This window comes from Fibrobacter sp. UWCM, from assembly GCF_900129735.1.
Lineage (GTDB): Bacteria > Fibrobacterota > Fibrobacteria > Fibrobacterales > Fibrobacteraceae > Fibrobacter.
Map to the genome: position 1 here is coordinate 124280 of NZ_FQWR01000001.1, position 15173 is coordinate 139452.

Below are 15173 nucleotides of genomic sequence, written 5' to 3' on the forward strand. Positions count from 1 at the left end.
ACTTTCTGTGTACTAACGTTGCAAAATGCGTGCCAAGAGGTTTTAGTTTAGTTTCAAAAATTAGACTAATCTAATTCAAGATTTTTAATAAAGGGCTGGCAGGTTTTGGGCCCACCAGCCCTGTTCTTGATTCCAAAGGTTAGTCTTCGAAGCGCTTTTCCTTATTCGCCTTCATGCCGAAGAGTTTGAGGAAGATTCCAGTACCCACGAGCACCACGATGGCGGCGACAATCCATGTCATGTTTCCGCCAACAGGAACCTGGTAGAGGAGCACGGCAATCGCCCAGGCAATGAGCGTCTGCACGGTCGCCATGAGGACGGCGAGACCGAGGCCGATTTCACGGGTAACCACGCCCATGGCGGCAAGGCACGGCACGTAAAGCAAGATGAAGATGAGGAACGCAAACACCTGCCAGCTAAAGCCATCCACCGGGTTACCGTTCTTGTCCGGATTGTGGAAGTAAGAGCGGAGGTTGGCGTAGATGTCGGCGGTTTCAGAAAGGTCGCCTTCTTCGAGAGCGCCCATTTCGTCTTCGGAGAGTTCGAGACCTGCGGCAGCGAGCTTAGCAAACACGGCTTCGCGAGTCTTTTCGTCCTCTTCTTCTTCGCCGAAGGTTTCGATGGCTGCATATTCTTCGCAGGTCAGCACCTTGGCGTCGGTAATCTTGTCAAGAGTTTCCTTCTTGAGTTCGGCGGCTTCCTGGCCTTCCAATTCGCCGGAGGTTCCCAGCGGGTCGGTAAGCGAACCGAAGACTTCGGCGAGGTTAGCAGGAATCGAGCCGAGGGCTTCGAGCACAGCGCCCTTGATATCGGGAGCGCCGCCTTCTTCCTCTTCTTCGGCGGGACATTCATCGATGCCGGCGATAAGCGGCTTTTCTTCGGCAGGAGCGGCTTCGGCAACAACTTCTGCGGATTCAGCAGGTGCTGCGGCACTATCGGCAACCACAGCGCTATCAGTTGCTGCGGAGTCAGCAACAGCGGCGACTGTCGAATCCGCCTTCACGCTATCTGTAGCAGCAGAGTCAGCAACCGCCACTTGTTCCGGTTCCGCAGCCTTGCCATCTTCATTCGTTTCCGAATTCTGAATTCCGGATTCCGAATTGTTCTCCCCCACCATGGAATAGAGGGAGTTCATGGTACCGATAACGGCTTCCTTGGCCAACAGGCCAGTGAACAGCGACACGGATGCAGGCCAGTTTTCTTTTTCGACGCCGAAGGGTTCGAATACCGGCGTAATGGCCTTACCGATTATAGAAAGCAAGCTGTTTTCGGAGTCGCCGTTACCGGCAGTGAACTCGTTTGACTTCACCACCTTGGATTCGTCAACAACGAAACCTTCGGGGAGAGCAACATTTTCAGCCTCGCCTTCTTCATTTTCCTTGACCATCTGGTAGCCGTCTTCGGCCTGGACAATTTCGGTCGCCGTGCCGTCAACATCAACATACATCTTCTCGACAATACCAAAACTGTTGAGGAACCCGAGCACGGCAACGGCAAGCGTAATCACCTTACCGGCGCGCCAGATGTAGTCGCGCAGGCGCTGCCAGCAGTGAATCATCAGGGACTTGAACTTGGGCAAGTGATACGGCGGAAGTTCCATCACAAAGTTGCTGGCCTGGCCCTGGAAAAGCGACCTCTTCAGGAACAAACCGTAAGCGATGGCGAACAGCACACCGGTGAGGTAAAGCAGGAACACCACCGTGCCCGCCATCTTGCCGAAGAATGCCGCCGCAAACAGTGCATACACCGGGAGGCGTGCGCCGCAGCTCATGAACGGCACCAAGAAGATGGTGAGGAAGCGTTCACGCTTGGATTCCAGCACGCGGGTGCCCATAATGGCCGGCACGCCGCAACCGAAGCCCACCATCATCGGCACGAAGGCACGACCCGGGAGCCCGAGGAATCTCATGAAACGGTCTGCAACGAAAGCCGCGCGGGCCATGTAACCCGAGTCTTCGAGGAACGAAAGGCACAGGAACATGAAGAAGATGACCGGGATGAAGGTCGAAACCGTCTGGATACCGGCACCGATACCGTCGGCGAGAACTGCCGTGACAAAGGAGGGGCAGCCGAGTACATCGCCCAGCAGGTAGCCGAGGCCATCCACGAAAATCGCACCGAACAGCACGTCAAAGAAATCAATGAACGCAGAACCGATAGTCACCGCAATCCAGAACACCAGATACATGATGACCAAGAAAATCGGGAGTGCAGCCCAGCGGTTCAAAAGAACGGCATCCAGTTTGTCGGAGAATGTCTTTTTCGCGCGGACAGAAACAGTCGCCTTGCCCGCCACCTCGTGCGAAATGGAGTAGCGGTTTTCAGCCATCGCAAATTCCGGCTCTTCGCCCAGAATCTTCACGACTTCGGCCTTGTCGAGCTTCACGCCCGCTTCGGCGAATTTGTCTGCATAGCTCTTCTGGTTGCCCAAGTACATGAGCGAAACCCAACGGGAGTCCGCATCCAAAAGCTTTGCGACCGGTGCCACCTTCGGTTCCAAAACCTTCACGGCCTCTTCAACCTTGTCGCCGTAAACCATCTGCTTCGGGAGCGGCATCGGGCTGGCAAGCACGTGGCCCATCTGGCTAATAAAGTTAGTGACGCTCTTTTCGCTCACGGCAGAAAGCGGAATGCACGGCACACCGTAGAAATCAGAAAGTTCGTCGAGGTCCAGCTGAATTCCGCGATTCTCGGCAATGTCCATCATGTTGACGGCAATCACCATCGGAATCTTCATGTCGGCAAGCTGGCTCGTGAGGAACAGGTTACGTTCCAAGTTCGTCGCATCGACAATGTTAATAATCAGGCTCGCTTCGCGGCTGAGCAAGTAGTCGACAGCAGCGCGTTCGTCTTCGGCATTTGCGAACAAAGCGTAAGTACCCGGAAGGTCCACCAGGCGAATCTGGCGGTCGCCCAGTTCAAAGTAACCTTCCTTCTTTTCGACCGTCACGCCGGGCCAGTTACCCACATGCTGGCGTGCACCCGTAAGGGCGTTAAAGAGAGCCGTCTTACCGCAGTTAGGGTTACCGGCAATTGCAATCGTCAAAAGTTTTCTGGCAGCCATTATACCCTCCTCAACTTGAGAACATTGGCTTCTTCTTTACGGAGCGAGAGCCTGTAAGACAGTACGCTTACTTCAATCGGATCGCCGAGGGGGGCCACCTGCAAGACTTCAATCTGCACGCCACGCACAAGGCCCATCGAAAGCAACTTGGACTTGTAAGCAGAATCGCCCTCGTTATAACCGACGATCTCTACCTTGTCGCCCTTCTTGAGTTCCGAGAACTTGGGCTCGGTACTCCACTTTTTCGTTTGCGACTTTCCGCCGCAACCACAATTACAGCTCATGTTACTTTTCACCTGCTTTTTTGCCGTTTTTCGCGGCGGGTTTTAATTTTTTAGCCGACGAAATCGCGTCCGTCGGCTTCACAAAATCTTCAATCTTACCGAGAGTTTCTGCCGAAAGGATATGTTCCATGCTGCAAGCATCCTTGTCGGCAATCGCTTCGGACACGCCCAGCTTAATCAGGAAACCCTTCAGTAGAATATGACGGTTTAAAATCATGGCGGCAACGCGTTCGCCCTCTTCGGTGAGTTCCACGCCGCTGTAGGGCTCCTGCCTCACAAGGCCCATCTTCTTGAGTTCCACCATGGCCTTTGCAACCGACGGCATTTTCACGCCGAGAGCCGCAGCAATATCCTTGACGCGGGCAAGCCCGTTCGCCAGGCGCAGCATGTGCACCATTTCCAGATAGTCTTCTAAGCTTTGAGTCAGTTTTGTATGGTCCATATCAACCAGCCTTATTTAGACGAGGCTAATATAGTTTAATAAAACTAATTAGGCAAGGCTAAAAATATTACAATAGCCATACTTTTTTAGACAAATCTAACTTTGAAACGGAAAATTTACATTATTTTGACTTTTTTGCCCTTGTTTTTCTAGTTAGATTTATCTAACTTTTAGTTAGACAAGTCTAATTCTGATTGTTGCCATAGCTTTTAGACCCGGGCTTGTCTGGTTGAAGCAAAAATCCAATTCCCTCCTTGTGTCTCTTTGGGAACGATTGCGCCCCCGCTCAAGTAGCTCTGAGCAGGGGCGTTTTTCGTTAATTATGGCCGATTTTGATTGTCGCGGCCCTACACCTGTTTCAACGGGGTCATGCTCTTGGCGCAAATCGCCATGGTCGAGAGGTTGTGCAGCAGGGCCGAGGTCGAGGGGGCAAGTATCCCGAAGAAACCTGCGGCCAGGAGTGACGTGTTGAAGGCGACGATAAAGCGGTAGTTCGCTTGGATGCGTTCCATGAGCTGCGTACTCAATGTGCGGAGTTCGGCGAGGTCGCGCAGGTCTTCGCTGCGGAGGGTCACATCGGCGGTTTCGCGGGCAATGTCGCTGGCATCACTCATGGCGACCGACACGTTCGCGGCAGCCAATGCGGGCGCATCGTTGATTCCGTCGCCCACCATAATCACGCGGCGGCCTTCGGCCTTCATTTTTTCCACATAGCGGTGCTTGTCTTCGGGCAGCACCTGCGCAAAGAAGGTATCGATGCCCAAAAGTTGCGCCGTGCGTTCAGCGGCCTTCTGGCTATCGCCGGTAATCATCGCCACATGCTTGATTCCGCGTTCGCGCAGCATGCGGATCGCTTCTGCTGCTTCGTCCCGCGGAGGATCGCTAATGCAAAGTACGCCCGCAAGGTTCCCGCCAATGGCAAGGTAAATCACGGATGCGGCTCCGGCGAGTTCGTCGATCTTTTTCTGTTCCGCCTCGCCCACCGCAATCTTTTCGTCTTCGACGACGAAATGCTTGCTGCCGATAACGGCGCGTTCACCGTCGAGAGTCGTCGCGATTCCATGCGCCACGATGTACTTCACGTCAGCATGTTCTTCTTCGTGGTCGATTCCGCGTTCGGCGGCACCACGCACAATGGCGCGCGCCATGCTATGCGGGAAATGCTCCTCGATGCAGGCCGCAATGCGGAGAATTTCTTCTTCGCTGCGGTTTCCGAACGGAATCACGCGTTCGAGTTTCGGTTCCGCCTTGGTGAGCGTTCCCGTCTTGTCGAAAACGATGGTGTCTGCAAGCGCAAATTCTTCCAGGTACTTGCCGCCCTTCACGGTCATGTTGCGGTCGGCCGCTTCGCGCAGCGCCGAAATCACCGAAATCGGAGTGGAAAGCTTGATGGCGCAAGAATAGTCCACCATCAGAATCGAGACGGCCTTGGTGATGTTGCGCGTAAACAGGAGCGTGAGCCCGAATCCGATAAAGCTGAACGGTACAATTCCGTCGGCAAGGCGTTCGGCGCGGCTCTGGATAGAAGCCTTCAAGTCTTCGGAGCGGTCGATGAGTTCGATGATTTTTTGAATCTTGGTGTTGCCGCTCGCGGCCCGCACGGATACTACGATGGAGCCTTCGTCCACGACGGTGCCCGCAAAAACGGACTTTCCGACCGTCTTGTGTACCGCCTGCGATTCGCCCGTCATGGTCGCTTCGTTCACGAACGCATCGCCTTCGGCAACGGTTCCGTCCACCGGAATCATGCAGCCGGAACGCACGCGCACGAGGTCGCCCACTTGGACATCCTGCATGCGCACCTGAACATCGACGCCGTCCTTGACGACCCACACGCGGTCCACCTTCACGGCAAGGCTTGCAGTAAGGGCCGTGCGGGTACGCGCCTTGGTGTAATCTTCCAAGAGGCTACTCACGTTAAGCAGGAACATGATGGTCCCTGCCGATTCGTAATTGCGCTGCAAGATGCTCGCCCCGATGGCGGCACCGTCCAGCACTTCGACGGAGAGTTTCCCTTCGCCAAGGCAATTCAAGCCCTTCGCCACAAACTTGAGCCCCCTGTAAATCAGGTGTGCCGTGCGAATGGGGGCCGGAATCAGCAACTTGGCCAGGTAACGCCGCGCAATCATGAACGCGAGTCGGTTCTTGAATTGCGTGTCGAGTTCCTGTAATTGGTACTCGGTATCGGGTTCACATTCAGGGAGATTTGTGATGTTCAGATTCCGAACGAAATCAATCACCTGTTCACGATAGCCGTCTTCGTATTCCAGCAGAATGCCGCCGTTTTCCGAATGGACTACCGCTTTCTGGACATAAGGTTCACTCACGCATGCCTTGTGGATGCGCGGTTCATGCACACGTTCAAACGCGTAGGCCCCCGCCCGAAAGCGGATACGCCCCGGCTGATCGTAAACGATTCTAGACTTCATAAATTTTGTCCTGGATCCTTCCCCTATCGCCTACGGCTCTAGGGTCAGGATGACGAGCGCAGTTTACTTGTTCGCTTCTTTCTTCGCGTCGTTGCAGATGTCGGCAGCTTCGTCCTTCATATCCTGGAAGGCGGCCTTGGCGTCGGCAGTAATCTTCATGCCTTCGGCAAGTCCCTTGACGGCATACTCGCGAGTTTTGGGAGCCTTGAGAATCTTCTTGATGATAGTCGGGCCAACGACACCGGCCACCACACACCAGAACTTTTCATTTTTCCATACGGACATAGCTTACTCCTTTTGTTGATTTGTTTGCATAATAATTTACCTAAAACTACCCCAAAAAGCAACTTACATACAAACTAATAAACAGACTTCAAGCCCAAGTCCCATAAGCATTCCGAGCAACTAACATTGTTGCAAATTTGCAAACTAGTTTACGATACACAACTTAGTTTCCGTATAAACAACTTAGTTAGCGTAAACTATCCGAAGTTAGATATATCTACCTGAAACTGTACCGGATCTTGGTTGCAAAAGTGCGTCCCAGTTTAGATTCTCCGTACTTGTCGTAAACGGTTTCGTCCAAAAAGTTGTCGACCTCGAAACTCCAGGCGAACTTGTTATCCCACACGGAATATTCCACGCCCAAATCCTGCGTGAACGAAGCATCAATTTTCCGGCTCTGGCGGGAACTGATTTTCCAACCGTAATAATATTCATCGGTGTAGTTAGCAGCCCACCAGAACTTGACAAAATCGTTCTTATTGAATATATCGCCCATGTGGAATTCAGCGAGGTAGTTCATGAAGAATCGCGGAATGTTCGGGATAATCGCATCTTCAAGAATACCCAGCTTCGCATTGTAATCTATGTTGCGCAAATCCTGGAAAGTCCAGTTTGTCCCGAGCAACACCCACTCATTCACATCGAGTTTCACATCGCCCTCGTAGCCCCAGCCGCGAATCGGGTCCATGTTGAAATACGGCACCGACATCTGAGAAGCGCTCATATAGTGAATGCGGTTCTTGTAATAGGAATAGAAAACGTCGCCATCAAATCGGAACCGCGCCACTAACGGAATTTCTTGCAAATCTAAAGAAAGTCCAATGTTAAAATTGTCCGCTTCTTCGGGCTTGAGGTTTGTCGCAGCACTCACGCGGATTCCATCGCCAAAGAGTTCATCGGGCGTGGGCAGGCGTACTGCATGCTGGTAAGAGCCCTTGACCGCAAGAGGCTTTACAATCCGGAACATCAAGCTTTCATCGTAACTAAAGTCCGTATAATCATTCTTTTCCAATACCGCCTGCTGTATCATACTTGTGGAAGTATTAGAAATTTCAGCCTTCATGTAATGGAACTTGAAACCCAATAGGTTCTGGAGTCTCGAATCAAAGAAATTATCTTCAAGCGAAAGGCCTGTCGTCAACGAAATCGTCTTTCCCGGATACCCCGCTGTATTGAATCCGACCATTTCGGAACCCAAGTCATCTTCAGGATCTTCCTTGTGATACCGGAAAAGCGTGTTCCAGTAAACAAACTGATTTTTAATAAACTGATAATCCAGATTCAGCAAATTATTGAAGTCGTACGCCTGCACAGTGCGGAATTTCGGAAGTCCCATCGAAGAAATTTCGCCCACATTCTTTTTGGCGGTATCGCAACTATACCAGTTGCGGCAATGGACACGACTCGTGTCAATAATTTTATTTTCATTGTAACCAAACGAAAAATGGTCACCGAAATTCAAGTCTTTTACAAACAAATTTTTCTTATCTAATCCGAAAGTCGCTCCTAAATTATACCCTTCGGCAGTCGCTTCAACAATGCGGTTCGTTTCGCCTTGAATTTCCTTATCGAACGCACCGTAGCTTGCACCAAGCGAAACCTGGTCGAACCAGACATTCATCAAGTTCGCAAAGGCCTGTACATTGTAAGAGGTGTAATGGTCGTGATCGCGAACGACGCTCGTATCTTTACCTGTCGAGCTTTTCATGTAAGGCGAAGTGAATTCGTAATCGTTATCGGAATGGTTGAAATAGCCCGATACCCCCACTTCCAGGCTCGCGCCACCGACAATACTATCGATTACATGGCTCGCGCTTACCGATGCCTTATGTGTATTGAAACTTGAAAGGCTGTAGGACGCATCCACCGAATTGGCGGGACGCTTCTTGGTAATGATATTGATGGCTCCGCCTGCACCATCTGTTGCAAAGCGTGCGGGAACATAGCCCTTGTAAACTTCAATGTCTGCAATCTGGTCGATAGGGATATCGTCAAGGCCCAAGTTGCCTTGCGTCTCAACTGGGACCCCATTTACAAGCACCTTGACGTTCTTGCCTTCCATGCCGCGAATGTTGATTTTGCCTTCGCTGCCCATGCCGCCGGACTTGCGTACCTTAACGCCCGAGGCGGAGTTGACGGCCTTCGAAATGGTCTTGCTTGTATTCTGCATCTCGGCTGCGTCAATCGTCGCAACCGATTCCGCCTTTTTGGCCTGCTTCGCCTGTTCCGCTTCTATTTCTGACTCCACCGAGAGTTCGTCCAACTGCGTGACACTTGATGCATTTGCCGCAGATGCATCTGATTGCGCCGTCGCGCTGTTTGCGTCATCAGTTGTCGCATTACTTTCCGGAGCAGATTCTTCCAGAAAATCGTCTATCGAGGTAATTTCATCATCTTGGGCACGGGCCGAAACCGCACCAACCGTAGCAAATATAAGGGCAAGCGTTGCCGCCTTATAAAAAATCATCTTTTTCATCGCAGCGCAATTAAGCAATTTTCAGACTAATTTTCTACTCCAAACGGGCCTTTGAAAATCCGAATGGATTTATCCTGTACCAATAACAAAATCCGCCCCCACCATTAGGCGGGAACGGACCTTCGCGTTTATGAGGACAATATGTACACCGCAGATTTGCGGCAATTTCGCTTACTTGAGCGGCACAAGCCACATCGGAATCTGCTTTATATCGGCGATCTTTTCCGCCTTTTCGGACTTAGGATCATAGCGGAAGTAGGCGTTACCGTCTTTTTCGGTAGAGACCGCAAAAATCACGGTGCCATCGTCATCGATGTACTTGCCGTAGCTAGCCCAGCTAGAAGTATAATCAATCGGGAGCGCCTTCATGGTTTTCTTGGCAAGATCGATTTCTACCGGCTTGCAGGTATTGTTGTGGTAGCTATCCATATCGGTCCAAACCTGCTGCAGGTCCACCATCACGTTCAAGAAGGAATACACCTTGGTTCCATTGGCGACGGTAGTGGGGCTCAGGTATTTGAAGTTGTCTTTCTTGGTGACACCGTCGATGGCGACATCCTTGGTCACGAGCCACTGATAATCCTTGTCGAATTCGGTTTCGCCCACCTTGATGCGCAGGAACCCGTCGACCTGGCCCGGAGCGTAGCCCCAGGAAGCATTGCTGTAGCAGTAAATGTAACCGTCAGCAACGATAAACGACTGGTTCTGGGAATCATCCAAGGAGCCCACTGCCGCGACGCGGTCATCTTCAGCCACGGCAATCACGGAATCCTTTTTGATGTCAATGATGGCAACCTGAGCGGTATTACCGGTAGCATAGTCGCTCACGTTCTGCAACAGGCCAACATAGAGCCGACCGTCCACGATTACGCCTGTACCCGGGCTCACCACGAGAGCATCGTCGCCCTTGTATTTGGACAGGTCAATCGCGCCCGTGCGCTTCATGGTCTTCGGGTTGATGATGAGCAGCGAGTCAAGCATGCCGCCTAAGTAGGCTTTTTCTTCATTCACGAAATAAATGTGGTTCGCCCATGCGCCAGCAAGCGAAAGTTCAGCCGTCTTGCTACCAATCTTGTTGTTTGCATCGAGACTGTAGCGTGCAATGGTTCCCACATCAAGGTCGGCAATGAACAGGGAATTGTCGTAATAGACAACGCCTGCGCGGGTTCCAACTTCGATATAGTCGGTGCCGATATCATCTGTATGGTCCAGCGACATCGTGCCGACGAACATCGTTTCGCCCGAGGCAATCGCAGTTGCAAATTCGCGTTTGTATTCGCCTTTTTCTTCCTTCTTGGAACTGCTGGAATTATCCTTGCTATCGCTAGACTTGGCATTGCTACTGCTAGATTTGTTTTCGCTGTCACCGGACTTTTCGGACGAAGAACTGGAAAGTTCCTTTTCATCGTCACCGTTAGCAGAAGAAGAGTTGTCGTCGCCGCAAGCGACAAGCATGCTGAACGATACAGCAAGAGCCGCCAGAAAACGTGTTTTCATATATACTCCTTGATTGGGATGCGGGAAAACCGCGGTTGTTAATTTTGCGGAGCATTTTAGAAATATCGTCGGGGGCGTTCTACTCCAAAAAGGAATGAAAAAATCCAATTGGATTATAAAGCCAAAAACTTCATTTTATCAATGTTAGGCTACCATTTAACTCCATTTAGTCATTTTTCAATCCATTTAGACAGAATCGTATTCAAAATATGATAAGCCCAAAATAAAATTAGCCTTGACAAAGTTTTGCTTACTTGTTAGATTTGTCTTACTTTTTAAGATTAGACTAACAATCTCAATCTGAATTGATTTATGAGGAAAGAATGCTAGACATCAAAGGAATTGAATGGTTGCACAAAATCGGGTGCTACCATACGACACTCGCAGGAGATCCAATTCTCATTCTTGAATTTTGCCGGAAGGGCCGCATTACCTGGGCCGGCGGAGCACTGCCCTGCAATCAGCTGAATGCAGGAGAAATGCTGGTTTATGACGCCTGGACTTCGGGTGCGCTAACGCGCTCTGCCGATTACTGCGGCGACCGCATCCTTTTCTACGAGGAATCAGCAAAATACATCCAGGAACATTTCGCAGGTTTTGCACTCGACATCAGGACTCTTGCGCAAAAAATGTGCCGTCCGGGCCGACCGTTCATCGTGCACACCAAGGAAGAGGTGGCTCACGCATTCGAGAAAATCGAGAACAAGTCCGAAAAAACGCAGGCAGAATACTGCAGACTCGCCATCTTAGAATTGTTGCTCACGTTAAAAAACTTGGACACTCAAAGAGAATACGCCTGCCGCGAGTGCAATTTATCTTCGATGCAAATAGAAAAGATTTACTGCATCCGTTCGTTCATCTGCGAAAACATGGACAGCCATTTTACCATCGAGGAACTTTCCGACAAATTCGACATGCCGCCTACCGCAATGAAACTCTGCTTCAAGAACGTGTTCGGTTTGCCGGTATTCACTTACGCCCGCCGCGAACGCATGAAACTGGCCGCCAAGCAACTTCGCGAGTGCGACCGCGGGATTCTTGAAATCGCAGGTGAAGTCGGTTACAATAACGGGAGCAAGTTCGCCCACGCCTTCCAGGACGTAATGGGCATGACCCCGAAGGAATACAGGAAAAAATACAGGATGACAAACGTCGCATAATTATGAAAAAGACATTCTCTAAACTCTACGCTTACATGGGTTCGCGAAGACCGCTGTTCCCGCTAGCATTGATTCTCTCGGCATTGAGCGCCATCGCAGGGCTCGTGCCGTTTTTACTGATGTGGCTCATTGTCCGCGAGGTTATCTCTGGCGGCGACATGACGAACATCAAGATATTCGACTACTCCATCGGAGCGGTTCTCGCCTCGGTCGCAAGCGTATTGCTCTACTTTGCGGCCCTCGCCTGTTCACACTTGGTAGCTTTCAGGCTCGAAGGAGACCTGCGTCGGTTTGCCATGAAAAAACTGATGAGCGCCCCTCTCGGATTCTTCGACAAGAACCCGACCGGCAAACTCCGCAAGATTATCGACGACAACGCCGCGATTACGCACACCTTCATTGCGCACCAGATGCCCGACATTTCGAGCACCATCTTGATTCCCGTCGTGGCGCTCGTGATGATGTTCAGCTTTGACTGGCGACTCGGCCTCGCCTCTTTGGTGCCTATCGTCTACGCCATGTTCATTTTAGGCACCCTTGGCCGCAGGGGAACCAAGTTCATGGAACGCTACATGCAGGCCCTCGAAGAGATGAACTCCGAAGCGGTGGAATACGTGCGCGGGATACCCGTAGTCAAGGTTTTCCAGCAGACGATTTTTTCGTTCAAAAGTTTCTACAACAGCATTGCGACCTACCACAAGATGGTAACTGCCTATTCCGACAATTGGAAAGTTCCTTACTGCATCTACACGACCCTCGTGAACGGCTTCGTACTGTTCCTGGTGCCGACGGCAGCGCTCATTATCGGTAACGACGGCGATGTAAAACTCACCATCGTGAACATGATGATTTACGTGCTGGTAACACCACTATTCTCGCAGTGCGTCATGCGCAGCATGTACCTAAGCAACGCTACGAACCAGGCGGGGCTTGCCATTGACCGCATCAACGATATTGCACGCACCAAGGATTTGGAAGTTTGCGAAAATCCGGCACCGATGCAAAAGTTCGATGTAGAATTCCGGAACGTGAACTTCACCTACCCCGATACCGACAAACAAGTACTGAGCGACATTTCACTCACGGTACCGGCGGGCCATACGGTAGCACTTGTCGGGCCTTCGGGCGGCGGCAAGAGTACGATTGCAAAACTCCTGCCACGATTCTTCGATGTCGATAGTGGCGAAATCACCATCGGCGGTATTCCCGTAAAGCAGATTGACCCGAAGGAACTGATGAAGAACGTTTCGTTCGTGTTCCAGAATACGCGACTTTTCAAGATGAGCATTCTGGACAACGTTCGCTACGGCATGCCCGACGCGACTCTCGAGCAGGTAAACAAGGCTCTTGACCTTGCGCAGTGCCGCGAAATCATCGACAAGTTGCCCGGCGGTATCGATACCGTTATCGGGAGCAAGGGAACTTATCTTTCGGGTGGCGAGCAGCAACGCGTGGTACTTGCTCGCGCCATCTTGAAGAACGCCCCCATCGTTGTGCTAGACGAGGCGACCGCCTTTGCAGACCCCGAAAACGAACGCCTGATTCAAGAAGCGTTGCACAAGCTTGCCGCCGGCAAGACCGTTCTGATGATTGCCCACAGGCTTACAAGCGTGGTGAACGCCGACCAGATTATCGTTGTCGAAGATGGCGAAATCGCTGAACGCGGAACGCACAGCGAATTACTTGAAAAGAACGGCATTTATGCCAAGATGTGGGCCGAATACCAGCAGTCCGTCACATGGACCCTCGACAATTCCAAGGATAATGAAGGAGGCGAAAATGTATAAGTGGGTTCAGAATACTTTTGCTCTTTCGGAAGAAGGCTCGCACACGTTTGTCCGTGGCGTCATTTGGACATTTTTGCACTTTGTTTCGCTTATGTTCCCGATGATGATGCTCTTTTATTTTTTGATGGAGCAGATGGGCGTCGGTGAATTTGCTGGCAAAACTCCGCACGGAACCTTATTCTATGTGGGAATTGCGGTAGTCCTGTTTGTCGTGATGCTTGTCATTTACAGGTTCTCGTACAGCTCCACCTACGATAGCGTGTACGACGAAAGCATGCGCCGTCGCGTCTCGATTGCCGAAAAACTCCGCAAGTTGCCGCTTTCGTTCTTCGGCAAAAAGAACCTTTCAGACTTGACATCGACCATCATGGACGACTGCAATGCTCTCGAAATGATTTTCTCGCATGCGGTGCCGGAACTTTTCGCAGCCATCGGGAGCGTCACCATAATCGGAATCATGCTGTTCTGCTACAACTGGAAAATGTCTATCGCACTTTTCTGGGTGGTGCCCGCAGCAGCATTGCTCATTGCGCTTTCCAAGAAAATTCAGGACCGTTGGTTCGAAAATTCATATAACGCCCGCCGCGTGATTATGGAAGATATCCAGGAAGGTCTCGAAAACGTGCAGGAAATCCGCTCGTATTCGGGCGAAGCCGCCTACCTCAATCATTTTGATAAGGATTGCATCAAATACGAAAAATCGCAGATGGATTCCGACGTGAAGGTGGGTTCATTCCTGAATTCGGCACAAGGCATTCTCAAGATGGGCCTTGCCACGGTGTTGATTACGGGCGCACGCCTCTGGACCAAGGGCGAAATCGACGTGTTTACCTATCTGGTGTTCATCGTGTGCGCGGCGACTGTTTACAACCCGGTTTTCCTGGTGTTCAACAATCTCGCTGAACTGTTCTTCGTGAATGTGCGCTTGCGCCGTTTCCGCGAAATGGACCAGATGAAACCTCAGGATGGCGTAACTGTATTCACTCCGCAGAATTACGATATCGAATTCAAGGATGTCGACTTCAATTACAACGAGAACAAGCAAGTTCTGAAAAAAGTTTCGTTCACGGCTAAGCAGGGAGAAATCACCGCACTTGTAGGCCCGAGCGGCAGCGGAAAGACGACTGCAGCAAAACTCGCGGCACGCTTCTGGGATATTCAAGGCGGCAAGGTGACCCTCGGCGGCCAGGACATCAGCAAGATTGATCCCGAAACGCTCCTCAAGAATTTCTCCATCGTCTTCCAGGACGTGGTGCTGTTCAACACGAGCATCAAGGACAACATCCGCATCGGCAAGCGCGATGCCAGCGACGAAGAAATCCTGAAGGTGGCAAAACTTGCGGGATGTGACGAATTCGTGCAGAAGATGCCGCAAGGCTATGACACCGTCATCGGCGAAAACGGCGAAACGCTCTCGGGCGGAGAACGCCAGCGAATCTCGATTGCACGCGCCTTGTTGAAAGACGCGCCCATCATCTTGCTCGACGAAGCGACCGCAAGCCTCGACGTAGAAAACGAATCCAAGATCCAGCGCGGCATTTCGCAGCTGGTGAAGGGCAAGACTGTCATCATCATTGCGCACCGCATGCGTACCATCGCAAACGCCGACAAGGTCGTGGTTCTGCAAGACGGTCACATCGCCGAAACGGGCACCCCTGCCGAGCTCAAGGCGAAAGGCGGCCTATTCAGCAAGATGTTGGAACTTCAGGAAGTCTCTAACGCATAACTTCGTCTTGTCATTGCGAGCGA

The 15173-nt window shown here is 51.4% G+C and carries 10 protein-coding genes; 3 read left to right on the top strand and 7 right to left on the bottom strand.

All coding sequences use genetic code 11. From position 1 onward, the window contains the following. Window positions 1-139 precede the first annotated feature (139 nt). The 7 genes from feoB to BUB22_RS00495 form a co-directional block, all read right to left on the bottom strand. Window positions 140-3064 carry a ferrous iron transport protein B gene (feoB, locus tag BUB22_RS00465; RefSeq protein WP_073113458.1) on the bottom strand — a complete coding sequence of 975 codons (2925 nt, stop codon included), beginning with the start codon at window positions 3062-3064 and terminating at the stop codon, window positions 140-142. Next, window positions 3064-3348, bottom strand: coding sequence for a FeoA family protein (locus BUB22_RS00470; RefSeq protein WP_073113459.1), 285 nt, complete (start codon window positions 3346-3348; stop codon window positions 3064-3066). The genes feoB and BUB22_RS00470 overlap by 1 nt, the downstream gene beginning before the upstream one ends. Window position 3349: 1 nt before the next feature. After that, the gene (locus BUB22_RS00475; protein WP_072799375.1) at window positions 3350-3790 is read right to left on the bottom strand and encodes a metal-dependent transcriptional regulator; all 441 of its coding nucleotides are present in this window, start codon (window positions 3788-3790) and stop codon (window positions 3350-3352) included. A 347-nt stretch (window positions 3791-4137) separates the two neighbouring features. After that, entirely contained in the window at window positions 4138-6219 is a 2082-nt protein-coding gene (locus BUB22_RS00480; RefSeq protein ID WP_073113460.1) for a heavy metal translocating P-type ATPase, read from the bottom strand. A gap of 63 nt (window positions 6220-6282) precedes the next feature. Then, window positions 6283-6504 (bottom strand): DUF1490 domain-containing protein, encoded by a 222-nt coding sequence (locus BUB22_RS00485; RefSeq protein ID WP_073113461.1) that lies wholly within the window; start codon window positions 6502-6504, stop codon window positions 6283-6285. A gap of 217 nt (window positions 6505-6721) precedes the next feature. Next, complete coding sequence (locus BUB22_RS00490; protein ID WP_254794572.1) at window positions 6722-8980, bottom strand: TonB-dependent receptor; 2259 nt, start codon at window positions 8978-8980, stop codon at window positions 6722-6724. A 171-nt stretch (window positions 8981-9151) separates the two neighbouring features. Next, window positions 9152-10477: a hypothetical protein gene (locus tag BUB22_RS00495; RefSeq protein WP_139258642.1), complete on the bottom strand. Its 1326-nt coding sequence runs from the start codon at window positions 10475-10477 to the stop codon at window positions 9152-9154. Window positions 10478-10800: 323 nt separating this feature from the next. Between BUB22_RS00495 and BUB22_RS00500 the strand changes: the two genes are divergently transcribed. The 3 genes from BUB22_RS00500 to BUB22_RS00510 are packed head-to-tail and all read left to right on the top strand — an operon-like array spanning window position 10801 to window position 15150. Further along, complete coding sequence (locus BUB22_RS00500; RefSeq protein ID WP_073113464.1) at window positions 10801-11637, top strand: helix-turn-helix domain-containing protein; 837 nt, start codon at window positions 10801-10803, stop codon at window positions 11635-11637. A gap of 2 nt (window positions 11638-11639) precedes the next feature. After that, entirely contained in the window at window positions 11640-13424 is a 1785-nt protein-coding gene (locus tag BUB22_RS00505; RefSeq protein ID WP_073113465.1) for an ABC transporter ATP-binding protein, read from the top strand. Beyond that, window positions 13417-15150, top strand: coding sequence for an ABC transporter ATP-binding protein (locus tag BUB22_RS00510; RefSeq protein WP_073113466.1), 1734 nt, complete (start codon window positions 13417-13419; stop codon window positions 15148-15150). Before BUB22_RS00505 ends, BUB22_RS00510 begins: the two co-directional genes overlap by 8 nt. The last annotated feature ends 23 nt before the right edge of the window (window positions 15151-15173 follow it).